The organism is Paraplanobispora siamensis (assembly GCF_016863175.1).
In the GTDB taxonomy this organism is placed as follows: Bacteria; Actinomycetota; Actinomycetes; order Streptosporangiales; family Streptosporangiaceae; genus Planobispora; species Planobispora siamensis.
The window spans coordinates 178,744-203,949 of sequence record NZ_BOOJ01000029.1; the positions used below are offsets into that span (position 1 = coordinate 178,744).

27 protein-coding genes and 2 tRNA genes are annotated in these 25,206 nt (G+C 73.6%); 10 read left to right on the forward strand and 19 right to left on the reverse strand.

What is annotated here, in order from left to right; translation table 11 throughout:
- The first annotated feature begins 34 nt into the window (after positions 1–34).
- Both Psi01_RS17085 and Psi01_RS17090 read left to right on the forward strand, forming a co-directional pair.
- Entirely contained in the window at positions 35–721 is a 687-nt protein-coding gene (locus tag Psi01_RS17085) for a GntR family transcriptional regulator (protein WP_204065007.1), read from the forward strand.
- 95 nt (positions 722–816) lie between these two features.
- Positions 817–2,010 (forward strand): alpha/beta hydrolase, encoded by a 1,194-nt coding sequence (locus tag Psi01_RS17090; RefSeq protein WP_204065008.1) that lies wholly within the window; start codon positions 817–819, stop codon positions 2,008–2,010.
- Positions 2,011–2,046: 36 nt separating this feature from the next.
- Here the strand turns inward: Psi01_RS17090 and Psi01_RS17095 are convergent, their stop codons facing one another.
- Positions 2,047–2,514, reverse strand: coding sequence for an Lrp/AsnC family transcriptional regulator (locus Psi01_RS17095; protein ID WP_204065009.1), 468 nt, complete (start codon positions 2,512–2,514; stop codon positions 2,047–2,049).
- A gap of 137 nt (positions 2,515–2,651) precedes the next feature.
- Between Psi01_RS17095 and Psi01_RS17100 the strand changes: the two genes are divergently transcribed.
- A complete protein-coding gene (locus Psi01_RS17100; RefSeq protein WP_239127780.1) occupies positions 2,652–3,506 on the forward strand; it encodes a tryptophan 2,3-dioxygenase in 855 nt (284 codons plus the stop codon).
- Positions 3,507–3,515: 9 nt separating this feature from the next.
- A complete protein-coding gene (locus tag Psi01_RS17105; RefSeq protein WP_204065011.1) occupies positions 3,516–4,988 on the forward strand; it encodes an FAD-dependent oxidoreductase in 1,473 nt (490 codons plus the stop codon).
- Here the strand turns inward: Psi01_RS17105 and Psi01_RS17110 are convergent.
- On the reverse strand, positions 4,939–5,835 hold the full coding sequence (locus tag Psi01_RS17110; RefSeq protein ID WP_204065012.1) for a LysR family transcriptional regulator: 897 nt from the start codon (positions 5,833–5,835) through the stop codon (positions 4,939–4,941). The genes Psi01_RS17105 and Psi01_RS17110 overlap by 50 nt on opposite strands.
- 72 nt (positions 5,836–5,907) lie before the next feature.
- Here Psi01_RS17110 and Psi01_RS17115 point away from each other — a divergent pair, with 72 nt between their 5' ends.
- Entirely contained in the window at positions 5,908–6,774 is an 867-nt protein-coding gene (locus Psi01_RS17115) for a dihydrodipicolinate synthase family protein (RefSeq protein ID WP_204065013.1), read from the forward strand.
- A gap of 36 nt (positions 6,775–6,810) precedes the next feature.
- On the opposite strand, the gene Psi01_RS17120 is transcribed toward Psi01_RS17115, so the two are convergent.
- The 5 genes from Psi01_RS17120 to Psi01_RS17140 all read right to left on the reverse strand — a co-directional run bounded on the left by Psi01_RS17120 (position 6,811) and on the right by Psi01_RS17140 (position 13,689).
- Positions 6,811–7,638, reverse strand: a complete 828-nt coding sequence (locus Psi01_RS17120) for an Fpg/Nei family DNA glycosylase (RefSeq protein WP_204065014.1) — start codon at positions 7,636–7,638, stop codon at positions 6,811–6,813.
- A 38-nt stretch (positions 7,639–7,676) separates the two neighbouring features.
- Complete coding sequence (locus Psi01_RS17125) at positions 7,677–8,096, reverse strand: ribosomal maturation YjgA family protein (protein WP_204065015.1); 420 nt, start codon at positions 8,094–8,096, stop codon at positions 7,677–7,679.
- Between the two features lie 91 nt (positions 8,097–8,187).
- Entirely contained in the window at positions 8,188–8,502 is a 315-nt protein-coding gene (locus Psi01_RS17130) for an L-rhamnose mutarotase (RefSeq protein ID WP_204065016.1), read from the reverse strand.
- A gap of 67 nt (positions 8,503–8,569) precedes the next feature.
- On the reverse strand, positions 8,570–9,871 hold the full coding sequence (locus tag Psi01_RS17135; protein WP_239127781.1) for a M1 family metallopeptidase: 1,302 nt from the start codon (positions 9,869–9,871) through the stop codon (positions 8,570–8,572).
- Complete coding sequence (locus Psi01_RS17140) at positions 9,868–13,689, reverse strand: Pls/PosA family non-ribosomal peptide synthetase (RefSeq protein ID WP_239127782.1); 3,822 nt, start codon at positions 13,687–13,689, stop codon at positions 9,868–9,870. The genes Psi01_RS17135 and Psi01_RS17140 overlap by 4 nt, the downstream gene beginning before the upstream one ends.
- Positions 13,690–14,091: 402 nt before the next feature.
- On the opposite strand from Psi01_RS17140, the gene Psi01_RS17145 reads away from it, so the two are divergent.
- The gene (locus tag Psi01_RS17145; protein WP_204065019.1) at positions 14,092–14,460 is read left to right on the forward strand and encodes an STAS domain-containing protein; all 369 of its coding nucleotides are present in this window, start codon (positions 14,092–14,094) and stop codon (positions 14,458–14,460) included.
- A gap of 105 nt (positions 14,461–14,565) precedes the next feature.
- Here Psi01_RS17145 and Psi01_RS17150 read toward each other — a convergent pair whose 3' ends face one another.
- Complete coding sequence (locus Psi01_RS17150; protein WP_204065020.1) at positions 14,566–15,402, reverse strand: GNAT family N-acetyltransferase; 837 nt, start codon at positions 15,400–15,402, stop codon at positions 14,566–14,568.
- Positions 15,403–15,459: 57 nt separating this feature from the next.
- On the reverse strand, positions 15,460–16,875 hold the full coding sequence (gene pdxR, locus Psi01_RS17155) for a MocR-like pyridoxine biosynthesis transcription factor PdxR (RefSeq protein ID WP_204065021.1): 1,416 nt from the start codon (positions 16,873–16,875) through the stop codon (positions 15,460–15,462).
- A 310-nt stretch (positions 16,876–17,185) separates the two neighbouring features.
- On the opposite strand from pdxR, the gene Psi01_RS17160 reads away from it, so the two are divergent.
- Both Psi01_RS17160 and Psi01_RS17165 read left to right on the forward strand, forming a co-directional pair.
- On the forward strand, positions 17,186–17,623 hold the full coding sequence (locus Psi01_RS17160; protein WP_204065022.1) for a hypothetical protein: 438 nt from the start codon (positions 17,186–17,188) through the stop codon (positions 17,621–17,623).
- A gap of 231 nt (positions 17,624–17,854) precedes the next feature.
- Positions 17,855–18,403 (forward strand): DUF6886 family protein, encoded by a 549-nt coding sequence (locus Psi01_RS17165; protein ID WP_204065023.1) that lies wholly within the window; start codon positions 17,855–17,857, stop codon positions 18,401–18,403.
- Position 18,404: 1 nt separating this feature from the next.
- Here Psi01_RS17165 and Psi01_RS17170 read toward each other — a convergent pair whose 3' ends face one another.
- The 3 genes from Psi01_RS17170 to Psi01_RS17180 form a co-directional block, all read right to left on the reverse strand.
- Positions 18,405–19,055: a DUF4291 domain-containing protein gene (locus Psi01_RS17170; RefSeq protein ID WP_204065024.1), complete on the reverse strand. Its 651-nt coding sequence runs from the start codon at positions 19,053–19,055 to the stop codon at positions 18,405–18,407.
- A 172-nt stretch (positions 19,056–19,227) separates the two neighbouring features.
- Entirely contained in the window at positions 19,228–20,307 is a 1,080-nt protein-coding gene (locus Psi01_RS17175) for an FUSC family protein (protein ID WP_239127783.1), read from the reverse strand.
- 104 nt (positions 20,308–20,411) lie between these two features.
- On the reverse strand, positions 20,412–21,209 hold the full coding sequence (locus Psi01_RS17180; RefSeq protein WP_239127784.1) for an SDR family NAD(P)-dependent oxidoreductase: 798 nt from the start codon (positions 21,207–21,209) through the stop codon (positions 20,412–20,414).
- A 120-nt stretch (positions 21,210–21,329) separates the two neighbouring features.
- On the opposite strand from Psi01_RS17180, the gene Psi01_RS17185 reads away from it, so the two are divergent.
- A complete protein-coding gene (locus Psi01_RS17185) occupies positions 21,330–21,992 on the forward strand; it encodes a hypothetical protein (RefSeq protein ID WP_204065026.1) in 663 nt (220 codons plus the stop codon).
- Positions 21,993–22,204: 212 nt separating this feature from the next.
- Here the strand turns inward: Psi01_RS17185 and Psi01_RS17190 are convergent, their stop codons facing one another.
- Entirely contained in the window at positions 22,205–22,564 is a 360-nt protein-coding gene (locus tag Psi01_RS17190) for a nuclear transport factor 2 family protein (RefSeq protein ID WP_204065027.1), read from the reverse strand.
- 94 nt (positions 22,565–22,658) lie between these two features.
- On the opposite strand from Psi01_RS17190, the gene Psi01_RS17195 reads away from it, so the two are divergent.
- Complete coding sequence (locus tag Psi01_RS17195; protein WP_204065028.1) at positions 22,659–22,982, forward strand: hypothetical protein; 324 nt, start codon at positions 22,659–22,661, stop codon at positions 22,980–22,982.
- A 75-nt stretch (positions 22,983–23,057) separates the two neighbouring features.
- Here Psi01_RS17195 and Psi01_RS17200 read toward each other — a convergent pair whose 3' ends face one another.
- The 6 genes from Psi01_RS17200 to Psi01_RS17225 form a co-directional block, all read right to left on the reverse strand.
- Complete coding sequence (locus Psi01_RS17200; protein ID WP_204065029.1) at positions 23,058–23,651, reverse strand: TIGR03086 family metal-binding protein; 594 nt, start codon at positions 23,649–23,651, stop codon at positions 23,058–23,060.
- Positions 23,652–23,715: 64 nt separating this feature from the next.
- Positions 23,716–24,177: an SRPBCC family protein gene (locus Psi01_RS17205; RefSeq protein WP_204065030.1), complete on the reverse strand. Its 462-nt coding sequence runs from the start codon at positions 24,175–24,177 to the stop codon at positions 23,716–23,718.
- Positions 24,174–24,533 (reverse strand): ArsR/SmtB family transcription factor, encoded by a 360-nt coding sequence (locus Psi01_RS17210; RefSeq protein WP_275424531.1) that lies wholly within the window; start codon positions 24,531–24,533, stop codon positions 24,174–24,176. Before Psi01_RS17210 ends, Psi01_RS17205 begins: the two co-directional genes overlap by 4 nt.
- A 9-nt stretch (positions 24,534–24,542) precedes the next feature.
- Positions 24,543–24,797, reverse strand: coding sequence for a VOC family protein (locus tag Psi01_RS17215; protein ID WP_204065031.1), 255 nt, complete (start codon positions 24,795–24,797; stop codon positions 24,543–24,545).
- Positions 24,798–25,005: 208 nt separating this feature from the next.
- Positions 25,006–25,080 (reverse strand) — tRNA-Val (locus Psi01_RS17220).
- A gap of 14 nt (positions 25,081–25,094) precedes the next feature.
- Positions 25,095–25,166, reverse strand: a tRNA-Gly gene (locus tag Psi01_RS17225).
- Positions 25,167–25,206 lie beyond the last annotated feature (40 nt).

Below are 25,206 nucleotides of genomic sequence, written 5' to 3' on the forward strand. Positions count from 1 at the left end.
CGACAAGGGTCATGTTCGATGATTTTGTGAAGTAGTGGACAACGCCGTCGCCGAACTCGAGCACGACCGCGACCGTCTCGGCCGCAGCAGCACCGCCGAGCGGGTCGCCGACATCCTGCGCGACCGGATCGCCGAAGGGTTCTTCACCCCGGGGCAGCGCCTGTCGGAGGAGGCCATCGGCGCGGCTCTCGGCGTCTCCCGCAACACCCTGCGCGAGGCCTTCCGGCTGCTGGGCCACGAGCGCCTGCTGGAGCACCGGCTCAACCGCGGGGTGTTCGTGCGCGTGCTGTCGGCCGAGGACGTGGCCGACCTCTACCGGGTGCGCCGGGTGATCGAGGGCGCCGCCGTACGGCACAGCCGCGACGCCTCATCCGCCGCGTTCGCCGCGATCCGGGACGCCGTCGCCGAGGCGGAGCGGGCCGCGCGGGAGGACCGCTGGCAGGACGTGGGCACCGCCAACATCCGCTTCCACCAGAACCTGGCCGCGCTCAACGGCAGCTCCCGCCTGGACGAGACCATGCGCCAGCTCCTGGCCGAGCTGCGCCTGGTCTTCCACGTGATGGACAACCCCCGCGCCTTCCACGAGCCGTTCGTGCCGCGCAACCGCGAGCTGCTGGAGCTGCTGGAGTCCGGCCGCGTCGAGGAGGCCGGGCGGGCACTGGAGGTCTATCTCGGCGACGCCGAGAAGCTCCTCGTGCAGGCTTACACGCCACGGGCGTGAGGGACGGCAGGGCGCGCGGGGATAGGGACGGCAGGGAACGCGCGAGGCGAACGGGTCTTATTCGTGACCTCGGCGGGGTGAGTGACAATGGGCGGATGACCCCATCCGTCCCTTCCATCCGCGTCATCGCCGGTCCCGGGCTGGTAGCCGACCTCCGGCTGCTCATGGAGGTCGCCGACCGGGAGTTCACCGCTCTGGGCGTGCGCGGGACGGTCTCGTCCGTCTCCGGGGTGTCCGCGCTGCGCGAGGCGCTGGCCTCGCCCGAGGTCCTGGTCGTCCTGCCGGGGCCCAGCCCCGAGGCCCGGGCCCTCATCCCGGCCCATCCCCGGGTCGTCTGGCTGGACCTCGGCAGGATCGACCCGGCCGCGGGAGCGTACGACCCCGGGGAGGGCGGTACGGCCCCGCGCCCCGCCCACCTGCACGGCCGGGGAGTGTGGGGACTGGCCTGGGCGATCCGCCACGCCGTGCACCGGCTGCGCCGGCCCGCCCGCCGGGTCGCCTACGGCCCGCACCCCGACCAGTGGGCGGAGGTACGGCTCCCGCCGGAGGCCGGGCGGGCGGAGATCGGGCGGGCGGAGATCGGGCGGGCGGAGATCGGGTGGGCGGAGGCGGCCCCGGCGCGGACCCCGCGGACGGACGGGGACGCGGCCGCCGGGGCGGTCCCGACGGCGGTCGTGCTGCACGGCGGATACTGGCGGTCGGTCTGGGCCGCCGACCTGACCGACGCCCTCTGCATCGATCTGGCCGAGCGCGGCTTCGCGTCCTGGAACGTGGAGTACCGCCGGCCCGACCTGCACGGGTGGGCCGCGACGACCGAGGACGTGGCGGCGGGGGTCGCCCTGGCCGCGGACGACGCGCGGGGTCCCGTCATCGTGATCGGCCACTCGGCCGGCGGCCAGCTCGCCCTGCGCGCCGCGGCCGACGACCAGCGGGTCTCCCTGGCCGTCTCCCTGGCCGGGGTGCTCGACCTGGTCGAGGGCGAGCGCAGGCACCTGAGCGCGGGCGCGGTCGCGGCCGCCCTGGGGGGATCGGCCGCCGAGGTGCCGGCCGTCTACGCCCGCTCCAGCCCGATGGAGCGCCTCCCGCTGAAGGTGCGCCAGCTCATCGTCCAGGGCGGCGGGGACGACCTCGACCTGGTCGACCTGGGCCGCCGGTACGCGCGCGCCGCCCAGGCAGCCGGAGACGAGGTGACATATCTGGAAATGTCCGGTAGCCACTTCGACGTCATCGACCCCGCCTCACCGATCTGGCGCGCGACGGCCGGGGCCGTCGCCGAGTACCGGCTGTGACGGCCGCCGTCCTGACGACTGCGACGGCCGCCGTCTCTAACGGCCGTGCCGGTCGCCGTGGTGACCGTGCTCGGCGGCGGTGAGCGGACGCCACGGCACGGGGCTGGACAGCACCATCATGCTCGACGGGTGCCCGTACGGCGCCAGCCTGTCGATCAGCTCCTCGAACGCGGTCATCGACGCCGCCGCCACCCGTAGCAGGCAGCACGTCTCCCCGGTGACCCGGTGCACCTCCAGGATCTCCGGCCAGGCCAGCGCCTGCTCGTCGCGGAGCACGCAGCGCGGGCCGTAGCACGACATCCTGATCAGCGCCGCCACGCCGCGCCCGGCCAGCGCCGGGTCCACCCGCGCGTGGTAGCCGACGATCACCCCGGACTCCTCCAGCCGCCGCACCCGCTCGGCCACCGCCGGGGCCGACAGGTGCACCCGCCGGGACAGTTCGCTGTAGGACAGGCGCGCGTCGGCCTGCAGTTCGGCGAGCAGTGCCCAGTCCATCGCGTCCATCGTCACACTCCGTCATTCCGTAACCGGTGAGGGCCCGGGGCTTAACGAACTCAAGGTCATCAGCAAAATCACCTTTGTTGCATTATTTCCGCATGAGTCAATTAGGACCACTATGGAAGGGGACAAAGGAGAGGCAAGTGAGCAATATCCGGCAGCGCACCGAACGGGAGCGGGCCGAACGGGCCAGGGCCAACCAGGGCCTGCCCACCCTCGGATTCGACTCCGCCACGCCGTACGACGACTACGTGGGCACGGCCACCCTGCACCGGCTCCAGCACACCGTCACCGACAGCCCGGAGGAGCTCGCGTTCCTGGTCACCACCCAGGTGATGGAGCTCTACTTCGGCCTGCTGAAGTCGGAGTGGCGCCTGGCCCAGGGGCAGCTCGACGATGACGACGCCACCGCCGCGATCACGACGATCAAGCGCACGGTCCGGCACTTCGAGGCCCTCAACGCCGCGTGGGCGTCACTGAGCTGGCTGACCCCCGCGCAGTTCAACCAGTTCCGCGACGCGCTGGGCGAGGCGTCGGGCTTCCAGTCGGCCTCCTACCGCCACGTGGAGTTCCTGCTCGGCAACAAGTCCGAGGCGCTCATCCGCCCGCACCGCCGCAACGCCGAGGCCTACGCCGAACTGGTGGAGGCGCTGTCCCGGCCGAGCCTGTACGACTCGGTGCTGGCCTTCCTGGCCCGCGCCGGGCACGCGGTGCCCCGGGAGGTCCTCGAACGGGACTTCTCGGCCGAGTACCAGCCCGATCCCCGGGTGGAGGCGGTCTGGGTGCAGGTGTACGGCGGGCCGCTCGCGCCGCTGGCCGAGGCGCTCACCGACCTGGCCGAGCAGTTCTCCGACTGGCGCTACCGGCACCTGATGGCGGTGCGCCGCTCGATGGGCGGCAAGCCCGGCTCTGGTGGATCCAGCGGGCTGAGCTGGCTGGAGCGGAGCATGCGACGCGAGATCTTCCCCGAGCTCTGGACGGCACGCACACTCATGTGAGGTGGCAGAGTGGACGCTCCCCCCGAGAGGTCCGCCGAGAGCACTCCCCCCGGCACCGGCGCCGCGGACGTTCCCCCCGGCGCCCCCGCCGAGACGGCCCCCGCCGAGGTGGCCGTCGTCGGCGCCGGCCTGGTCGGCTGCCTGACCGCCTGCTTCCTTGCCCGCCGGGGGCACGCGGTGACGCTCTACGAGCGGCGGCCCGACCCGCGTGAGGCGGGGGCGGAGCGGGGCCGGTCGATCAATCTGGCGATCTCGGAGCGGGGCCTGGACGCGCTGCGCCGGGTCGGCCTGGACGAGACCGTGCTCAAGGCCGCGCTGCCGATGCCCGGCCGGATGATGCACGCCGCCGACGGCACCCTCAGTTTCCAGCCCTACAGCGCCGACGGCCGCCGGGCGATCAACTCCATCAGCCGCTCCGCGCTGAACCGCACGCTGCTGGAGGCGGTGGACGCCCTGCCGGGGACGCGGCTGCGCTTCCGGCACCGGCTGAGCGCCCTCGACCCCGACACCGGCGCGATGGAGTTCGCCACCCACGGCGGGACGGTCACCGCCGTCTCACCGGTGATCCTCGGCGCGGACGGTGCGGGCAGCGCGGTACGGGCCCAGTTGCAGACCCGGCCCGGATTCGACCTGCACCAGGAGTACCTGGACTACGGATACAAGGAGCTCACCATCCCGGCCAGGGGCGGGGACTTCGCCCTGGACCCGGGCGCGCTGCACATCTGGCCGCGCGGCCGGTCCATGATGATCGCCCTGCCCAACCCGGACCGCTCCTTCACCTGCACGCTGTTCTGGCCGCATCGGCAGCTCACCGCGCTGGACACCCCGGAGAAGGTCACGGCGCACTTCGCCGAGCACTATCCCGACGCCCGCGCGCTCATCCCGGACCTGGCGGCCGACTACGCCCTCAACCCGATCGGCCACCTGGTCACCGTCCGGTGCGCGCCCTGGACGGTCCGCGGCAGGGCCGCCATGGTCGGGCTCATCGGCGACGCGGCCCACGCGATCGTCCCGTTCTACGGCCAGGGCGCCAACTGCGGCTTCGAGGACTGCGTCGAGCTGGACCGCTGCCTGGCGGAGACCGGCGACGACTACGCCGCGGCGCTGGCGCTGTACGAGAGCCGCCGCAAGGTCAACGCCGACACGATCGCCCGCCTGGCCCTGGACAACTTCGTCGAGATGCGCGACAAGGTCGCCTCCCGCGCCTTCCTGGCCCGCAAGCGCGCCGAGCACGCGCTGGAACGCGCCCTGCCGGGACGCTACGTCTCGCGCTACGAGCTGATCTCCTTCAGCACGGTCCCGTACGCCGACGTCGAGCGCCGCATGGCCCGCCAGCGCCGCTGGACCGCCGCCGCGACCCTCACCGGGACCCTCACCGCGGCGGGCGCCGCCCTGGGAGCCGGGGCCCTGCTGCGCCGGTGGCGCGGGCCTGTCACGCCCGCGGCGCGGTCACGGGGGAGCAGGCCCGCAGGGCGGCGGTGAACGCGGCGATCGCGGGGTGGCCGGCGGCTCCGCGGCGGAAGGCGACGAGGGTACGGCGGCGCATGGGCAACGGGGTGAGCCGGACGCCGCCGGGCGGGTCGGCCGCGCCGAACTCCGGCACCAGCGCCACCCCCTGGCCCACCGCGACCATCGCCAGGACCGTGCCGAAGTCGTCGACGTGATGGCGGACCCTGGGGGCGAACCCGGCGGCCTGACAGGCCCGCACGGTCATCGCATGGCAGAGCGTGCCCGGCGTGGACAGGATCCACGGCTCGTCCCGGCAACCCGCGAGCGCGTCCCCGACCCCGCCTGCGGATGCGGGGGTGGCGAGATACATGGGTTCGTCGAGGAGGGGGAGGGTGTCCAGGGCGAGGTCGGGGGCGGCGGGGACGAAGTCGTACTCGTGGACCAGGGCCACGTCCAGGTCGCCGGTGCGCAGGCGGGGGGCGACCTCGGCGGGGTCGAGCTCCTCGACCATCGGCTCCAGCGCCGGATGCTCCCCGGCCAGGGCTGCCAGGGCCGGGGGCAGCAGGACGCGGGTGGCCGTGGGGAAGGCGCCGATCCGCAAGGTGCCGGTCAGCCCGGTCCGGGCGGCGGCCAGCTCCGCCGCGGCCTGCTCCAGGCGTTCGAGCACGGCCTCGGCATGCCCGACCAGCGCGATCCCCGCCGGGGTCAGCGCCACCCGGCGGCCGGTGCGCTCCAGCAGCGCCACCCCGGCCTCCCGCTCCAGGGCGGCCAGCTGCTGGGAGACCGCCGACGGGGTGAACGTCAGGGCCTCGGCCACCGCGGCGATCGTGCCCCGGCGGGAGAGTTCGCGCAGGAGGCGGAGGCGTCGAACGTCGAGCATCAGATCAGCTTAACGTTTTCGGCAGGAACGCGAACTGGACCTGCAGGGTCGGAGGCCGCCAGGCTCGGAGGCATGAACCTCTCCGGTGTCCACGTTCCCATGATCACTCCCTTCGCCGAGACCGGCGAGATCGCCACCGAAGCGCTGGAAGCCCTGGCGCACGCCGTACTCGACGACGGAGCGGCCGGGCTGGTCGCACTCGGCACCACCGCCGAGGTCGTCACCCTCACGGAGAAGGAGCGCCGCGCGGTCGTCGAGATCTGCGGCCGGGCCTGCCGGGAGCACGGGGCGACGCTGACCGTCGGGGCCGGATCGGCTGGCACGCGCGCTTCGATCGAGGCGCTGCGCGCCCTGGAGGGCGAGGCCGACGCCGCGCTGGTCACCGTGCCGTCGTTCGTCCGCCCGTCCGAGGCCGGGGTCCTGGCCCACTTCACCGCGCTGGCCGAGCGGAGCCCGGTGCCGCTGGTCGTCTACAACATCCCCTACCGGACCGGTCAGTCCGTGGGCGCCGCCACGATGCGCAGGATCGGCGAGCTGCCCATGGTCGCCGGGGTCAAGCACGCGGTGGGCGGCGTCGACGCCGACACCGTCGCCCTGCTGGCCGACCCGCCCGCGGACTTCGCGATCCTCGCCGGGGACGATCCGTTCCTCTCCGCGATGCTCGCCCTGGGCGCCCCCGGCGGCATCGTCGCCTCCGCCCACCTGCGCACCGCCCGCTTCACCGAGCTGGCCGGGGCCTGGCGGGCCGGAGACGTCGTCCGCGCCCGCGCGCTCGGCCACCGCCTGTCGGTCATGTCGGCGGCGCTGTTCGCCGAGCCCAACCCGACCGTGCTCAAGGGCGTGCTGCACGCTCAGGGCCGCATCCCCACCCCGGCGGTACGGCTGCCGCTCCTGCCCGCCCGCGCGGAGTCCGTCGAGGCGGTCCTGCGGCTGCTGTGAGCGCGGGCCCGGTGCCTCGGCGATCCCGTGACCGCGTCAGATCCGTCCGCCCGGGGCCGGGACCTGGCAGCCGGGACACCAGAAGAGGTTGCGGCCGACGAGCGCCTCGGTGCGCACCTCGTTCTCGCACACCAGGCACGGCATGCCCGAGCGGCGGTAGACGTAGACCTCGCCGCCGTGGTCGTCCACCCGGGGCGGGCGGCCCATCGCCTCGGGCGTGTGCTCGGGCCGTACCGTGTCGATCCTGCCCACCCGCACGCCGTCCCGCATGAGGACCACCAGGTCGGCCCAGATCGCCTCCCACTGCTCGCGGGTCAGCTCCCGGCCCGGCGTGGCCGGTGCGACGCCCTGCCGGAACAGCACCTCGGCCCGGTAGATGTTGCCCACCCCCGCCACCACCGACTGGTCCATCAGCAGGGCGGCGACGGAGGTGCGGCTGCGGGAGATCCGCCGCCAGGCGAGATCGGGGTCGGCGTCGGCGCGCAGCGGGTCGGGGCCGAGGCGGGCGTGCAGGGTCTTGACCTCGTCGGGCTCCAGCAGCTCGCAGGTGTTGGGGCCGCGCAGGTCGGCGTAGTGCCCGTCGCCGGTCAGGCGCAGCCGGACCTCGCCGACGGGGGCGGGCGCCGGAGTGGGGGCGAAGGTGTACTTGCCGTAGATGCCCAGGTGGACGTGGAGCCAGCGATCGTCGTCGAAGCCGAGCAGCAGGTGCTTGCCGTGCGCGTCGGCCTCGCGCAGCACCCGGCCGTCGATCCGCCCGGCCCCGGCGGCGAACCTGCCCTGGGGGCTCTCGGCGCGGAGGGTACGGCCGGCGAACAGCCGCCGGTGCTCGGCGGCCAGGCGGTGGATGGTGTGTCCTTCGGGCATGGTGCAGGTTATCCGGTCTGCCGGTGCTGTCTGATTTGTCAGTTCTGTCTGATCTGCTGGTGCCGGCTGGTCTGTTGGTGCTGCCCGCGCCGCAGCAGGGCGTGGACGGCCGCGGCCAGGGCGGCGCCGGCGGCGTAGGCGACCAGATCGGGCGCGCCGAAGGTGCTGCCGAGCACCAGCCTGGCCAGCGGGCTCGCCTCCGACAGCGCGGCGGGCACCGGTGTGAGCTGGGCGAACTCCACCGCCCAGCTGAACGCCAGCGCTCCGGCCGCGGCCCCGGCCGACGCGACGCGGGGCCGTACGAACACGATCAGCGTGTAGATGAGCACGGTGTACAGGGCGTCGCCGCCGTACTTGCCGAACCAGCCGCCGACGGTCGCGCGCAGGGTCAGCCCGGCGGCTATGGTCAGGACGGCCGCCAGCGCGGCGGGCAGGCGGGATCGGAGGGCGGCGGGCACCGCCCCACGATAGCGGCCCGCCCGGTGCGGAAGGCGTCGTCAGCGGGCGCCGTCGGCGGGCGCCGTCAGGGGGCACCGTCAGCGGGTGCCGTCAGGGGAGCCGCCACACCACCGGGAGGGTCTTGGCGCCGCCCTCGCCGGAGTAGTCGTGCGCGACCTGCAGCAGCTCGCCCATCCGGGCCTGCCAGGCGATGTTGACCGGCAGGTCGGCCAGGGCGGCCAGCAGCGCCTCGTAGTCGTCGCACTCGATGAGGTGGAACAGCTCCGGGCCGCTGCGCCAGATCGTCCACTCGTGCGCGCCGGCCCGCCGGATCGCCTCCACCAGCTCGGCGGGGACCTCCCGATGGGCCTGCTCGTACTCCCGCTCCCTGCCCGGCCTGATCCGAGTGTGCAACGCCACGCGCATGCGCTACCTCCGTTGGTCGAAGACCGTTATAGCAGTCATCCGACCAATCTTGCCCTTCTGTCAGGGGTCAGGGCAGCGGAGGCAGGCGGGAGCCGTACAGCCAGGCCGCGAAGAACGACTCGGGCGAGCGCGGGTCGTACTGCCGGGCGAGGTCGAGGAACATCTCCGTGGTGACGGACCCGTGCCTGTTCTCGGTCGCCCACGTCCGCAGCAGCGAGAAGAACGCCAGGTCACCGAGGTAGGCGCGCAGGGCGTGCAGCGCGAGGGCGCCGCGCTTGTAGACCCGGTCGTCGAACAGGTTGCGCGCGCCGGGGTCGGCGAGCACCAGGTCCTGGGGGAGGGCCGACAGCCGGTGGTGCCAGAGGGAGGCGTGGGCGGCGGTCGACGGGCCGCCGGAGACCTCCGACCACATCCACTCCGCGTAGGTGGCGAACCCCTCGTGCAGCCAGATGTCCCGCCAGTCGGCCGCCGTCAGGCTGTTGCCGAACCACTGGTGCGCCAGCTCGTGGGCGACCAGTCGTTCCTCGCCCCGCGCGCCGTCCACGTGGTTCGAGCCGAAGATCGACATGCCCTGCGCCTCGACCGGGATCTCCAGCTCGTCCTCGGTCACCACGACGGTGTACGAGGCGAACGGGTAGGGGCCGAACCGCTCGGTGAACAGGGCCATCATCTGGTCCTGGCGCCCGAAGTCGTTGCGCATGCGGGCGCCGAGCCTGGAGGGGTGGAACAGGTGCATCCGGGGCCCGAGCCCCGTCTGCTGGTAGCGGCCGATCTGCACGCTCGCCAGGTAGGTCGCCATGGGCTCGGCCTGCTCGTACACCCACCGGACGGCCGAGGCCGCGCGCCGTTTCTCCACCAGCTCCCCGTTGGCGACCACCGTGTACGCCGAGGGGGCGATGACCTCCAGCCGGTAGGAGGCCTTGTCGTCCGGCCGGTCGTTGCAGGGGAACCACGAGGGGGCCCCGATCGGCTGGCTGGCCACGATCACGCCGTCGTCGAGCTGCTCCCAGCCGAGCTCCCCCCAGTGGCTGGATACCGGCCGGGGCGCGCCCGAGTAGTGGACCTCGACCGTGAACGGCCCCGGCCCGGGACCCGGTCGCTTGGGCGTGAGGTGGAGCTTGCCCGCGCGGTGGGTGAAGCGCACCGCGCGGCCGTCGACCAGCACCGCGCTCACCCGGAAGGCGCCCAGGTCCAGGGAGAGGCGCTCCAGCGGCCGGGAGGCGGTCGCCGACAACCGGGCGATGCCGCTCAGCCGGTTGGAGGTGATCCGGTAGTCCAGGGAGAGGTCGTAGTGCCCGACCCGGTAGCCGCCGTCGCCGTGCGCCGGAAAGTAGGGCCGGTGGGTGGTGGTGCTCTGAACCTGACTCACGTCCTTTGGGTACGCGCCGTCCATGCTGCGATCGGGTTGCCGAACCAGCGCGTTCCCCGGGGCACGGACTCGCCGCGCATCACCAGGGACGCCGGGCCGACCGTGGTGTTCTCGCCGATCGCCGCCGCGGGCAGGATCACCCCGTGCGGGCCGAGCGTCGCGCCGTTCCGCAGGACGACAGTATCGATGCTCATGACCCGGTCATGGAACAGGTGGGTCTGCAGAACGCATCCCCGGTTGACCGACACGCCGTCGCCCAGGGAGACCAGGTCGATCTCCGGCAGCCAGTAGGTCTCGCACCACACGCCCCGGCCGATCCGCGCGCCCATCGAGCGCAGCCAGGCGTTGAACGGGGCCGTCCCCAGCCACGGCCGGGCGAACCACGGCGCGGCCAGCACCTCCACGAAGTTGTCGGCCAGCTCGTTGCGCCACACGAACGGGCTCCACAGCGGCCGGTCGCCGGCCGAGATCCGCCCGACGAGCACCCACTTGGCGATCGTGGTGACCGCCGCGGCGAGCACGCCCGCGCCCGCCGCCACGATCCCGGCCGACAGGGCCGCGGCCGCGAAGCCGTACATCGAGGTGATCCACTGCAGGGCCGCGACCACGAGCACGGCCAGTGCGACCGTGCCCATCGCCGGAACGAGCCTGCACAGCTCCACCGCGGCGCGGGCGGCCTTCAGGCGCAGGGACGGGTCGTAGGTGCGGCTGCGGTCGGTCTCCCCGGCGGTACGGCGCAGCTCGACCGGGGGCATGCCGAGGTAGGACGATCCCGCCCTGGCCTTCTTCGGCGCGGCCGACAGCACCGCGACCAGCCCGTCCTTGGGGACCTTGCGGCCGGGCGCGGTCATCCCGGAGTTGCCGAGGAAGGCGCGCTTGCCGATCCGCACCCGGCCCACCCGGAAGAACCCGCCCTCCAGCTCGTACGGGGCGACCATCGTGTCGTCGGCCAGGAAGGCGCCGTCGCCGACCGAGGTCATCGACGGCAGCGCCAGCACCGTGGACAGCTCGGCGTCCCGGCCGATCTTCATGCCCAGGGCGCGCAGCCACACGGGGGTGGCCATGCTCGCGTACAGCGGGAAGAGCCAGCTGCGCGCCATGGCCATCAGGCGGCCGGTGGCCCAGGCCTGCCAGGCCTGGCGGCCGTGCACCGGGTGCAGCCCGGCGCTCAGCCCGATCGCCAGAAGCCGCACCGCCACCAGGACGGTCAGCGCGAAGGCCGCCATGGAGGTCACGGTGGCCAGCGGCACGGCGTACAGGACCTCTGCGAGGGTGGTGCCGCGCGCCAGCAGCAGCAGGCCGGGGACGGCGGCGGCCAGCGGCAGCAGCCCGAGCGCCAGCGCGGAGGCCCCGTAGACGGCCGCCCAGCGGCGGGAGCGCGCGGGACGGTCCGCGAACTGGCGCGCCTTGCCGGTCCGCACGGCCGGCACCCCCGCCCAGCGCTGCCCGGAGGGCACCGCGCCGGCCACCGCGGAGCCCGGCAGGATCTGGGCGTTCTTGCCGACGCGCGCGCCGGGCAGGAGCGTGGAGCGGGCGCCGACCGTGGCGCCCGCGCCGATCCTGATCTCGCCGACGTGCACCACGTCACCGTCGACCCAGTAGCCGCTCAGGTCGACCTCGGGCTCGACCGCGGCGTTCCTGCCCAGTCTGAGCATGCCGGTGATCGGCGGCGCGGAGTGCAGGTCCGCGTCGGCCCCGACCTGGGCGCCCAGCGCGCGGGCGTAGTGGGTGAGCCAGGGGGCGCTGGAGATCTCGGCCACGCCCAGCCGCTCGGCCAGCCGCTCGGCGAACCACAGCCTCAGATGCACCGCCCCGCCCCGGGGATGGGCGCCCGGACGCAGGCCGCGCAGCAGCGAGCGGGCCCCGGCCGCGGCCAGGGCGATCCGCCCGGCGGGGGTGACGAACAGTACGGCGCCCAGCGCGATCTGCCACCACGGCGCGGTCGGCGCCCACGGCACGCCGGAGAGGTTGCCGAACGCGGCCAGGCCGACCACCCAGCGCAGCGCGCCCACGGTCAGCAGCGGCACGGTGAGCGCGGCCTGGACGATCGCGGCCCGGCGCGGCATCGGCGCGACGGCGCGCTCCTCGCCCGCGGTCTGCGGGGCCTGCGGCGCGCCCAGACGGGCGGCGAGCTCGCCCAGCGTCGGGTTGTCATAGACGTCGCCGACGGTCACCGCCGGATAGCGCTCACGCAGCGCCGCCACCAGCCGGGCCGCGGCCAGGCTGGTCCCGCCCTCGGCGAAGAAGTCGCCCGCGGTGACGCCGAGGACGTCGCGCCAGCGCTCCACCACCCACGGGTCGGCGTCGGCGGCGGTGTCCGGGCCGGTCTCCTGAACGGCGGAGCCGGGCAGCGGCCACGGCAGGGCGTCCCGGTCGATCTTGCCGGAGGTGCGGGTCGGCAGGTCGTCCACCAGCGCGATCCGCGGCACCAGCGCGGCGGGCAGCGCCTCGCGCAGCCGTTCCCCGGCCTCCCGCTGGTCGAAGTCCTCGCCCGCCACGACGTACCCGACGAGCAGCTGGTGCCCGCCGCCGGTCGTGCGGACCGCGGCGGCCGCGCCGGACACCCCGGGCAGCGCCTGCAGGGCGGCGTCCACCTCGCCCAGCTCGATCCGGCGCCCGCCGACCTTGACCTGCTCGTCGGCCCGGCCGCAGAAGAGCAGCCCCTCGGGCTCGGCCCTGACGACGTCGCCGCTGCGGTAGGCCCGCTCCCAGCCGAGGGACTCCAGCGGGGCGTACTTCTCGGCGTCCTTGTCGGGGTCGAGATAGCGGGCCAGGCCCACCCCGCCGATGACCAGCTCGCCGGTCTCGCCCATGGCGACCGGCTCGCCGTCCGCGCCCACGACGGCCAGGTCCCATCCGTCCAGCGGCAGCCCGATCCTGACCGGCCCCTGCCCGGTCAGCGGCGCCGCGCAGGCCACCACCGTCGCCTCGGTGGGGCCGTAGGTGTTCCACACCTCGCGTCCGGGTACGGCCAGCCGCTCGGCCAGCTCCGGCGGGCAGGCCTCGCCGCCGAAGATCAGCAGCCGGACGTCGTCCAGGGTCTCGGCCGGCCACAGGGCCGCCAGCGTCGGCACCGTCGACACGATCGTGATGCCCATCTCGACCAGCCACGGCCCGAGGTCCATGCCGGTGCGCACCAGCGCGCGGGGCGCGGCGACCAGGCAGGCCCCGTGCCGCCAGGCCAGCCACATCTCCTCGCAGGAGGCGTCGAAGGCCACCGAGAGACCGGCCAGCACCCGGTCGCCGGAGCCGACGGGCTCCTGCCGCAGGAACAGCCCCGCCTCGGCGTCCACGAACGCCGCCGCGCTGCGGTGGCTGACCGCCACGCCCTTGGGCCTGCCGGTCGAGCCGGAGGTGAAGATGATCCACGCGTCGTCGTCCGGGCCCGGCCGCTCGGCCGCGGCCGCCCGCCGGCTCCACGGGTCGTGGACGACGATCTTCTCGCCCTCGGTGATGACCGCGGCGACCCGCGCCTCGGAGAAGACCAGCTCCGCCCGCTCCTCGGGGTCGTCGGCGTCCACCGGGACGTAGGCCGCGCCCGCGGTGAGCACGGCCAGGATGGCGACGTACAGGCCGTTCGTGCCCGAGGGCACCCGCACCCCGACCCGGTCGCCGCGGCCGATGCCCGCCTGCCGCAGTTCGCCGGCGAGCCGCTCGGCCTCGGCGCGCAGGCCGAGATAGTCCAGGCGGGTCCGCCCGTCGTCCAGGGCGGTGGCGCCCGGATAGCGCCGGACGGTCTCGTCGAAGACGTCGAGCAGCGTCCGCGTGGCGGGGGCCGTCCCTCCGGGGAAGAGCGCCCGCTCCGGCGTGGGCTTCACGGGGGCATGCTCGACGAGAGCGGGGGCTGAGTGCAAAACGGGTCTCCAGGTCGCATGATCGTGACTCCCGTCAGATTGCGCTCGGTCCATGGCCGACCTGGGACGCCACTCGCTGCCTCATACCTCAACGGCGGCCGACGGCGTGGCTATTCCTGTGCCTGAAGTGAGATTCCTCATGTTGCGATTATGCTGCGCTGTAATGGCTCGGCTACTCAAAGTGATATAGCATCATTCGTGGGTAAATAGCCAGAAACCTCCCATCTGTGTGGTTAGCACGCTTTTACCGTTCTTCCGAGGAAGTTGGTCGCTATGGGAAGTCTTGCCTTTTCCAAGGCCGGTCCTGCCGCTGCGGTCCCGTCGGTGCTCATGTCGCCGGCCGCGCTCCCGCCGGAGATAGAACCCGTGCGGCCACTCCCTCCCGCGCCCCTTCCCCCCGCCGTCCTCCCCTCGCGCACCGCCGACCTGAAGCTCGTGGTCGGCTCCGAGACGGAGCAGACGGTCGTCACACTCGTCGGGGACCTGACGATGTCGACGGCCTGCATCCTCGGCGGCGTACTGACCGAGCTGGTGGACAAGGGCCACCGCTTCCTCATCCTCGACGCCAGCGCGCTCGACTCCTGCGACGGCGCCGGCTGGAACCTGCTGCTGGGCATCCGCTGGCGGCTCGCCACGGTCTCCGGCCACCTGAGAATCGTCGGCCTGCCCCCACGCCTGGCGCGCCTGTGCGCGCAGATGGAGCTCGCCGAGGTGTTCGGGGTCGGCGCGGCCTGACCGGGTGAACCCCGGAACCGAGAGCGGGTACGGCGACGCGCCCCAGGCGACGGGCCCGATGTCGGGTTCATCACCTGGGGCGCGCGGCCGTACCCGCCCGTCGTTTCAGGACTCGCCCGCCTGGTCGAAGTAGACCATCGCGTGGTCGCCCACGGGCCGGTAGCCGAGAGCCTGATAGATGGAGTTCGAGGTGGGGTTGGACAGGTCGGTGAAGAGCAGCACCTGCTCGGCTCCCCGGCCCATGGCGATCCGCGTGGCGGCGTGGGTGGCGGCGGCGCCGTACCCGCGCCGACGGAAGCCGGGCGGGGTGTAGACCGGGCCGATGCGCGACATCCCGGCGATCGGCGTGGAGAACCCGGCCAGCGCCACCGGCGATCCGGCGGCCTCCCACAGCACCAGCTCCCGGTCGCGGATCCGGGTCTCCACCCGGGCGGCGATGTCGTCGCCGAGACCGCTGGGCTCGGCCTCGGCGAAGAACGCGTGGTGCCATCCGGCGACCAGGTCGAGGTCGTCGCGGTCGGCCAGGCGGGCGGTCCCGGCGGCCGCGGCGTCCTGGAGCGTGCCCAGGCGGTACAGCCGCATGGACATCCGCTCCCGCTCGGGCCTGCCCCACGCCGCGGTGAACGACTCGACCAGGGGCACGGGCCCGTCCACACCCGACAGGTCACGACCGCGCAGCGCCTCGGCGAGCGGGGCCACCGCCTCGCCGGGCAGGTCGGACAGCAGAAGCGGATAGGGAGGGGTGTGCAGCACGACGCCGCGCACCTCCCGGCCTGATCCGCCGGAGACCAGCCACCCCAGGAGCACCCCGTCACTCCACATCCCCCGGCGGATCCGCGCCAGCACGGTCAGCGGCACCGTGGCGCGCACCGGATCACGGCGGAGCCATCCCTCGGCCGCCGCGGGGAAGTCGGTGACGTCCGTGGTGAAGAGCCACCTCATTCCCGCAGTGTGCCACCGCCCACCCGACGAGGCGAGCCCCCCTCATCACCCCGTTGGTCACCTGCCGGTCAGAGCGGTGAGGCCGGTGGCGAGGGTGTCTACGGCGGCGGCGGTCTGCTCGGTCGGCAGCGCGCCGAAGCCGACGAGGAATCCCGTGACCGGCCCGGGGTCCTGGTAGGAGCGGCGCAGCGAGGCGACGAGAACCCCGTGCCGCAGGAGGGTGTGGGCCGGGTCGTCCTGCGATGCCGTGTCCGGGCCGACCACGGCCAGGTGCAGACCGGCGTGGGCCGGCAGCGGCCGGTAACCCGCCGGGAGCCGGTCGAGCAGTTCACGGTGGATGCGGTGGAAGCGCGGAGTGTACGCCGCCCGCACCCGCCGCAGGTGGCGGCCGAGATGGCCTCCGTCGACGAAGACGGTCAGCGCCTCCTGGGCGGCCGACGGGGGGCACCAGTCGATCGCCTGGCGTACGGCGATGATGGCCGGCACCAGCGTCATGGGGGCGACCATGAACCCCATCCGCAACGCGGGGCTCAGGATCTTGCTGAAGGTGCCGACGTAGATCACGCGCCCGTCGCGGTCGAGGCGGTGCAGGGGTTCGAGCGGGCGCGTGGTGTGCCGGAACTCGCTGTCGTAATCGTCTTCCACGATGGCCGCGCCGTGCCGGCCCGCCCAGTGCAGCAGCTCCAGCCGGCGACGGCGGGACAGAACCACGCCGAGCGGGTACTGGTGCGACGGTGTGACGTACACCAGACGCGTGCCCGCCGGGATCGCGTCGACCACGATGCCGTGTTCGTCGACCGGCACGCCCACCGCGTCGACGCCGTGGGAGCGCAGCAGTTCCCGCACCGGCGGATATCCGGGCTCTTCCACGCCGACCACGTCACCCGGGGAGAGCAGGACCCTGGCCACGAGGTCGATCGCGTGCCCGGTGCCTGCGGTCACCACCATCTGCTCCGGCGTCAGGGTGATGCCCCGCGAGCTGGTCAGCCAGCGTGACAACGCGGCGCGCAGGTCGAAGGCGCCGACGGGGTCGCCGTACTGGGCCGAGGTCCGGCGCAGGCCGGACAGCAGGCACCGGCGCCACACGACGGCGGGGAACAGGTCCGGGTCGACCCGGCCGGGCCGTAGGTCGAAGGCGGCCTCGGCCTGCGGGTCGTCGTCGTAGCGCTGAAGCGCCGCGCTGCGCGGCGTAGGGGCGAGCGCACCGGGCGACGGGCTCTGCGGGTATGGCCCGTGCCCGCCGGTGACGGCGGTACCGCCGCCGGCCCGGCCTTCGATGTACCCCTCCGCGGCCAGAGACTCGTAGGCGTCCGTGACCGTCGAGCGGGCGATGCCGAGTTCGGCGGCCACAGCCCGCGACGGCGTCAGGCGCTCGCCCGGGCCCAGCCGGCCGCTCAGGATCGCGTCACGGATCTGTTCGTACAACTGCCGGGTCACGCTGCGGTCAGCGTCGGGATCGATGAACAGCTCCATCGCCACTCCAACTTGGTCTGGCCGGGGATGCTGTGTTTGGACCTGTTGAGGAGGCCATGTCCACCGTAGCGTCGAAGACGGCGCAGCCCGCGGCGACCGGTGAAGCTGGTCCGGAACAGCTCCGAAGCAGCCGACCGCTTGGCTCGCGCCTCATCGGGAGCAACCTCGATGACATGGGAAAGCATCCACGACGGCCCCTGGCGCGGCTGCCGCGGCGACGCTCTCGACGGGCGTCCCCGCGGCCCGGACCCCCATGCTCGGGCAAACGGCGGCGGAGGGCGCCGCGCCGAGGCGGCAGAAGGGAACTGACATGCGTACCTGGCGGAAACTGTCCAAGCTCGCGGCCGTGACCACGCTGGCCGGAGGCCTCGCATTCACCGGAACCCCGGCGGCGGTCGCCGACGGCGGCTCGACCGAGAAGAGCGCCGCGCTCGCCTGCGGCGGCAACGTGTTCCTCGACGGCATCCGGGCCCTCGCGATCAGCGAGAACGGCCGCGACGAGGTGTACATCGAGGCCGACGGCGTCAAGATCTGGCCGGCGGGCGGGAGCTACGTGTCGATGACCGCAGGCCAGCGGGTCGAGGTCGACAAGTGCGTCCGCCCGCAGGCCGCGCTGCGCCTCATGGAGGTGGACGACCTCGATCCGAACGACGTCATCGGCAGGGTCATCCTGCAGGGGGATGTGACCAGGGACTACGAGTTCTGCTGCGGCGACGGCGGCCGGTACCGGATCGGGGCCGTCCGGTAGTCCTCCCCGTCCTGCAGCACGCGGGCGGGCCGGTTCCCGCCGGCCCGCCCGCCGGGATCCACCCGACACTCCGGGTGGCCGTCCGGGTGACCGTCCGGGTGACCGTCCGGCAGAGAGGCGCCTTCACCGCTCGCCGTCGCCGCGAGGTCCGAGGACGGAGCGGCCGGGGTCCGGACGGGCCATCGGATATCCACGGGCGGAACCGGCGCGGCCGGTGGTAGACACGGCGGCATGCGACCAGAACCCGGTCAGGTGCTGCACTTCTCCGAGGACCCGACGATCACCCGGTTCGTCCCGCACGTGGCGGCCACGGCGCGCAGGTCCGGGGCCTACGTCTGGGCGGTGGACTCCGATCGCTGCCCCGACTACTGGTTCCCCCGCCAGTGCCCGCGCGCCATGGCCTGGACGGTGCCCGGCACGACGGACGCCGACCGCGAGCGGATCGTCGGGCCCGGCTGCGGGCGGCGGGTCCACGTGATCGAGTACGGATGGCTGGAGGCGTTCCTGAGCGTGCGGTTGTACGGCTACCGCCTGCCGGCGGAGAAGTTCGTCCCGGTGGGCGAGCCGGTGCCGAACGCGATGGTCTCCACCGAGCCCGTCGAGCCCCTGGGCCCGCCCGAGCCGGTCGGCGACCTGCTGCGCCTGCACGAGGAGGCGGGCATCCAGCTGAGGCTGCTGGACAACCTGTGGGAGTTCTGGGACGCGGTGACCGTCAGCTCGCTGGGCTGGAGCGGCATCAGGCTCCGCAACGCCCGTCCCCGGCCGGGCGGGCGGGCCTGAGTCAGCCGGTGGCCGCGCGGTCCGTCCCGGGCGCGCCGTACGGTCCGGATCCGCCGTCGGCAGGTGTGGCGTCGACGGCCAGGACGAGCTCCGGGGACAGAGGATAGGGGCGTTCGGCGGGCAGCAGCGCCGTGGCCCGGTCACGGTCGTGCTCGCGCAGGGCGGCGTGGATCTCGTGGACCCGGGGGGTGATGTCGGTGACGGAGAGCGTCCACTCGTCGAGATAGCGGCCGACGGCCTCGCGGGAGAGCCCGATCTGGATGGACCGGTACGGCAGGGCGTTCAGGCGCAGGTCGCGTTCGGGGTCCCACTGGACGCGCACCGGGCTCCGCCGGAGCCGCCCGGCCCAGGCGGCCCGGTCGACGCCGGGTCCGGCATGGCTCAGACAGGAATGCGCCAGCGCCCACTCGAAGCCCTCGCGGGTGATCTCGACCGCCAGCACGCGCTCCTGGTCGGGCTTGGTCGCCCAGCCGCAGCGGTACATCATCCACAGGAACGACGGTTTGATCCACGTCATCCGCTCCCGCTTGAAGGGCGGGACGAACCGCTGCGCGGCGACGGCGGGCCCGGCGACGGCGGGGGAGTAGGCCTGGTAGACGGTGATCGAATCATCGGTGTGGACGGCGCGGACCTGCCGGTAGGGGACGTTCATGGGCCCCAGGGTGGTCCACCGGCTTCCGGCCGGGCAACGGGTTATCCGGGCGACCGGCTCGGCGACCGGTCCCATTCCGGTGCGGCGGCGACCGGTACCGGCATGACCGGGCAGCCGGTCGCCGAGTGGCCAGGTGGTCGATCCGGGGGCGGTCCCGCAGCGGGCGGTGGGGTCAGCCGGGTGGGCGGGGGCGGGGCGGCAGGGAGGCCGCGGCCGTCTCGTGGTCGAGGCCGGTGGCCAGCAGCAGGTCGACGACGACCGAGCGCAGCTGGGCGGTCATGGCGCCGGTGGACAGACCCGTGCCTTCGACGGGGACGTCGCGCAGCCGGGCGGCCGCTCCCGTGACCGCCTCCCTGGTGCCCGACGGCCGCTCACCGGCCGCGAGCTCGTCGCGGAACAGCAGCACGGCGTCGGCGAGCTCGCGCAGGGTCAGGGAGATCGCGGCGGGCGGCTGCTCCCCCTCGGCCAGGGCGACGACGGCCCGCCGGGTGAGGACGCGGGTGTTGCGCAGCGCGTGGTCGACGGGCTCGGCGGCCGTCTCGTAGCGCAGGAGCTGGCGGCGCAGGCGGCGGCGCGTCGGCGCGATGGAGGCGATCTCCCTTCCCGTCTTCAGGGCCGTATCGAGGTCGTCCACCGCCTTCTGCGTCCCCCTGACCTCCTCCAGCGTGTCGGTGGCCAGTTCCGCGTCGGAGGCGTCCAGGGCCTCCGCCGTGCCGCGCAGGGCGGAGGCCAGTGCCTCCAGGACGGCGGCCGCGTGCCGGTGGGCGATGGCCGCGGGGCTGGCGGGCAGCAGGGCGGTGGCGGCGATGCCCAGCGCACCGCCGAGCAGGGCGTCGACCATCCGGTCCAGCCCGCCGGTCCCGGTGGGCGGCAGCAGCGTGGCGACCAGGACGGCCGACGACGCCGCCTGCACCACGATCAGCGACCCGCTGTCCAGCAGGACCGCGGCGCCCATGGCCAGGGCGACGACGAGGGCGATCTGCCACGGGCCGGAGCCGATCTGGATGATCAGCAGGTCTCCGACGCCCACGCCCAGGCTCACCCCGACGACCATCTCCGCCAGGCGGCGCAGCCGCTGGCCGACGGCGACGCCGATGCAGATCACCACGGCGATCGGCGCGAAGAAGGGACGCTCGTGGCCGAGCAGGTCCTTGGCCACGACCCAGGCCAGCGAGGAGGCCACGGCGCACTGGACGATGGACGGCGCCATCACCGACAGCCGTCGCATCCGGCCCTGCACATCGACGTTCACGCTTCTCCCCCCGGTACGCCCCCTGCGGCTCATCCTTCCCCGCCGGCCCGGGAGCGCTCACCCCGGCCCGCCGGCTCCGGGCGGCTCGGGCTCACGGGGGCGGATCACTGAGTTCCGGGCTCGTGGGCCTCGGGGTCGCGTGCGAGGACCGAGCGCCCGCCGTCGACGGGCACGGTCGCGCCGTTGATGAAGCTCGCCTCGTCGGAGAGCAGGTGGAAGATCGCGGCGGCGACCTCCTCGGGCCGTCCCACCCGGCCCAGCGGGTGCAGCAGCGCCATCTCGTGCTCGATCCGCGCGGCGCCGTCGGTTCCCTGCCGGTCGAGGAACTCGTCGTAGCGTTCGGTGCGGATCGATCCCAGCGCGACGGCGTTGACCCGGATGCCGCGCGGGCCGTACTCGACGGCGAGCGCGCGGGTCAGCCCCTCGATCGCGGCCTTGGCGGTCACGTACGGCGTGCAGCCCGGCACCGCCCGGCTCGCCTGGTGCGAGGAGACGTTGACGATCGCCCCGGGCGTCCCCGCCGCGAGGAAACGGCGCACGGCCGTGGTGCAGCCGGCGAGGGCGGGGGCGAGGTTGGCCGTGACGAGATCCAGCACCGTCCGGGCGGAGGCCGAGTGGACCGAGGCGTCGCGGAACACCGCGGCGTTGTTGACCCAGCCCGCCAGCGTGCCGCCCTCCTGCGCGGCGTCGGCGGCCCGCTCGGCGACGGCCTCGTCACCGGCGTCGCCGATCACCGCCCTGACCCGCGATCCGCCGGGGTGACTCTCCACCCAGGCCAGCGCGGCCGCGTCGAACTCGATCGCGACCACGCGGCCGGTACGGTCGGCGTCGCCGAGCAGCCGCTCGACCACGGCCCGGCCGACGCCGCGGCCCGCGCCCGTCACCACATAGGAACGGCCCACATCCGCCTCCGATCTCGATGATCATTCTCGGTTTCCGGTCCAACCTACGGCGCGCGGCGGCGGACGGGGCTGCAAGCCGCGGTCAATCCGCGTGCAAGCCCGGCCCTCTAACGTCCGAGTGTGTCCAGACGACTGATTCTCGGCGGCGCCGCGATCACCGCGAGCGCGGCGCTGATGTTCCCTTTCACCCAGGCCTCCGCGCAGGCGGCCGTCCCGGCCCAGGCGCCGGCCTCCACGGCCACCGCCGCGGCCCCCGCCACGGCGGCCAAGAAGCTGTTCAGGGCCTGGCTGCGCGGTGACCGCGCCGCCGCCGCCCGGGTGGCCACGCCCTCCGCGGTGAAGAAGGTGTTCTCCTACGTCTACCGCGCCCCGGACGAGTTCGCCGGGTGCACCGGTGACGTCTGCCGGTTCGTGCACACCAGCGTGAACGTGCCGGGCGGGCTCGACGGCATCCTGATGGTCGTCTCCGGATCGAAGGTGACGAAGGTCTACCAGTCGCGCCCCTTCACCACCCCCTCCGCCGCCGCCAGGCACCTGTTCGCCTCCTGGAAGCGCCATGACCGCTACAGCGGTCTGGAGGCCGCCCGTAAGGGTGCCGTGGACAGGCTGTTCCGGGTGAAGTACGACCCGAAGGGCGTGGCCTACACCTTCCAGGGCTGCTCGAAGGAGCCCAAGGGCTACGCGTGCGCCTACTCCTACGAGGGCGGCGCCATGTTCATGCACGTCCGCGGTTCGAAGACCACCGGCTACGACGTTCGTTCGATCAGCTACATCGCGGACTGAGCCGGCTGAACGGGCTGGGCCGGCTGAACGGGCTGGGCTGACCGAGCCAGCCGGTCCGCGGGCCGTACCGCCGGCAGCACCGCCGGCAGAGCCACCGACAGAGCCACCGACAGAGCCACCGTCCGGGCGAGCGGGTCCAACGGCGCACCCGCCCGCCCGGTACGGTCCTCCGACCCGACCGTCCGGGAAGGTCACGGCGTACGGGCCCGTCCTCACGACCGGGGATGCTCCATCCACCACTCGGTGAACTCGCGGCAGCGCCCGGCCCTGTCGAGCCGGATCACCCACAGGTTGCTGTAGACGCGGTCGGGGTAGGCGGTGGTCCCCTGGATGACGGCCACCTCGCTGGTGACGCTCAGCGGGGCCCAGGTGAAGGTGGTCTCGCCCGGTTCGTCCCTGCGGTCCAGCCAGCCTGAGACGATCTCCTCGCGGCCACGCCACGGCGGGTCGAACGGGGCGGTGTAGTAGGCGGCGTCCTCGGTGAACAGGGCACCGATGTGCGCGCGGTCGTTGGAGTTCCAGGCGCGGACGTAGGCGTCGATCCACGCGTTGACGCGGCTGAGATCCGTCATGTCATCCGGTCTATCCCGCGACGCCGCCCGGTGGAAGGCCAGAGTGCCCGCAGTGGCGATCGTGATCGGAGGTGCGGGGGTTAAACTCTCCCGCATGGTCGGCCGCATCCTTTTCCTCACCTTCGGCTGCATCGCGCTGTTCTTCGGCGTGGGCCTCTCCTTCTCGGACGAGCCGAAGGAGGCGCAGCAGTCGCTGGTCATCACCTGGGTGGGAGTGGGACTGATGATCGGCGGTGCCGCGTGCGGAGCCGCCGAGCGCCGCAACGCCCCCGTCCAGCTGCCTCCGCAGCCGCCCGTCCCGCAGCACTATCCCCCGCAGGCGCCCGCGCAGGGGCAGACCCATCCACAGGGCTACGCCGCCCCCGCGCAGGGCTATCCCCCCGCGCAGGGCTACACCACTCCCTACCCGCACGCGTAGACGCCCCGGCGGGACGCGTACGGCCGGGCGGCGGGTAGGACGTCCCGGACCCGGCCGGGAAACGGCAGGACCGGGTCAGGGACGGCGGCCGGTGAAGTACAGGAACGCCGTCTGCGGGTCGGCCCCCGGCGGGGGAGCGGTCTGCGGCCCGAACGCCTCGGTCGCCTGGAGGGCGGCGTAGCGGGGGCGCAGTCTCTCGTGGGTCCTGGCGACGGCCTCGCGGTCAAGGGTCTCGTCACCGCCGACGGCGCGGGCGAGGTCCCAGGTGTGCACGAGCAGTTCCAGCGCCCCCACGACGTCGGCGGCCTGCTCGACCGGGACGGGCCCGATCGGGGTGAAGGGCAGCGGCGTGGCGGCCAGGCGCGGATCGGTGAGGATCTCCCGCATCCCCGCCCGGACCTCGGCGTAGGCGGCGGCGAGGTCGGCGCCGGGCTCGGCCGCCGGGGCGTCGGCCATGCCGGACACTCCGACGCCGTGCGAGGGCCGGGGCGCGGTGCCGCGTACGGCCGCGATGATGCCGCGGTGCCCGTTGACGACGTGCGTCACGACGTCGCGGGCGGTCCATCCCGCGCACGGGCTCGGGCGGTCCCAGCGATCGGCCGGTACGGCCCGCACGCGGTCCAGGAAGTCACCCGCGAGGCGGTCGAACCGGTCGGCGATCTCAGACATGTGATGATCCGATCTTTGATGAGGGAAGGGGTGTGACCGCGGCCTCCGGAGGCGTCATCGGGTTCTAGAGGCGGGCGAGAGCGGCTTCCAGGTCGCGCAGCACCATTGAGCGCCAGCCGCCGCCCATGATCGAGCGGGCCCGCCGCTGCAGCGGGTCGTCCGGGTCGAAGCCCTCGTGCAGGAGGAACAGCCGGGTGCCGCTGCCCTCCGGCTCCAGGGTCCAGGTGATCGTCCAGCCGGTGTCGTGGCCGGGGGCGGCGTCACGCCAGCCGATCTTGAGCATCCTGCCGGTCTCGTAGGCGAGCACCTCGGCCAGGACGGTGCCGGAGAACCCGGTGCCGGAGAACCCGGTGCCGGGCATGGGAACGGCCCGCATGGTGTACCGGTGCCCGACCTCCAGCCGGAAATCTCCGGGCATCAGCCACTGGGCGAGCAGCTCGGGCTCGGTCAGCGCCCGCCACACCTTGGCGGGCGGGTGCGCGAGGAACTGGTCGAGGTGGAGGGTGGTCAGGTCGTCGTCGCTCATGGCTCCCCGTCCGGCCGGTCCGGCTCGTCGTCCATCCGGTCGAGCAGGTCACACAGCCCGGAGAGCCTGTCGCGCCAGAACCGCTCGAACGGGTTCAGCCACTGCTGCACCTCGTTCAGCGGCACCGCCTCGAGTTCGTACAGCCGCTGCCGGCCCACCTTGCGTTCGGTGACCAGCCCGGCCTCGCGCAGCACCCGCAGGTGCTCGGAGAAGCTCGGCCGTGCCATCGCGAAGTGCCCGGCCAGCTGCTGCACCGGCTGCGGTCCCTCCTCCCGGAGCAGTCGCAGCACCTCCCGGCGCACCGGGCTGGCCAGGGCCGCGAAGATCCGGTCTTCGGAGATCCGCCGGGTGTCCACGCCGGTTCTTCAGAAACCGGCCGGGACGGGCGCGGCCAGGACGAAGCCGTTGCCGCCGGGGTCGCCCAGCGTCGCCTGCCGTCCCCAGGGCAGGTCCACCGGGCCCTCCACCTGCGCCCCGGCCGGCCCCACCCGCAGCCACCGCACCGGTCCCAGCTGCCGGTCGGCGATGACCTGGAATCCGGGGGCGGTGACGTAGAAGTCCTTGGCCCGTTCCCGGCCGGAGACGGGCAGGGTGACGAATCGCGCGTGTGTGATGTTCATGGGCCCACTATACGTAGGAAATTTCCTACCTGTCGCGTCGATCTGGTTCGTGATGCGATCTCGTCCACGGTGCGATCTCGTCCACGGTGCGATCTCGTGCGGGGCGCGACGGCCATGGGTGCGTCTTCGGCCGCGGGCTGAGACCGGGAACAGCGAAAAGCCCCGGTCGTGGACCGGGGCTTTCGGCGGGGCCGGGGAACCGGCCGGGTGGTGGACGATACTGGGATTGAACCAGTGACCTCTTCCGTGTCAGGGAAGCGCTCTCCCGCTGAGCTAATCGTCCTCGGGTGAGATCAGAGCGGAAGACGGGATTCGAACCCGCGACCCTCACCTTGGCAAGGTGATGCTCTACCACTGAGCCACTTCCGCGCGCCCGCCGGGTGTTTTCCCCCGCGGCGTCGAGAGAACT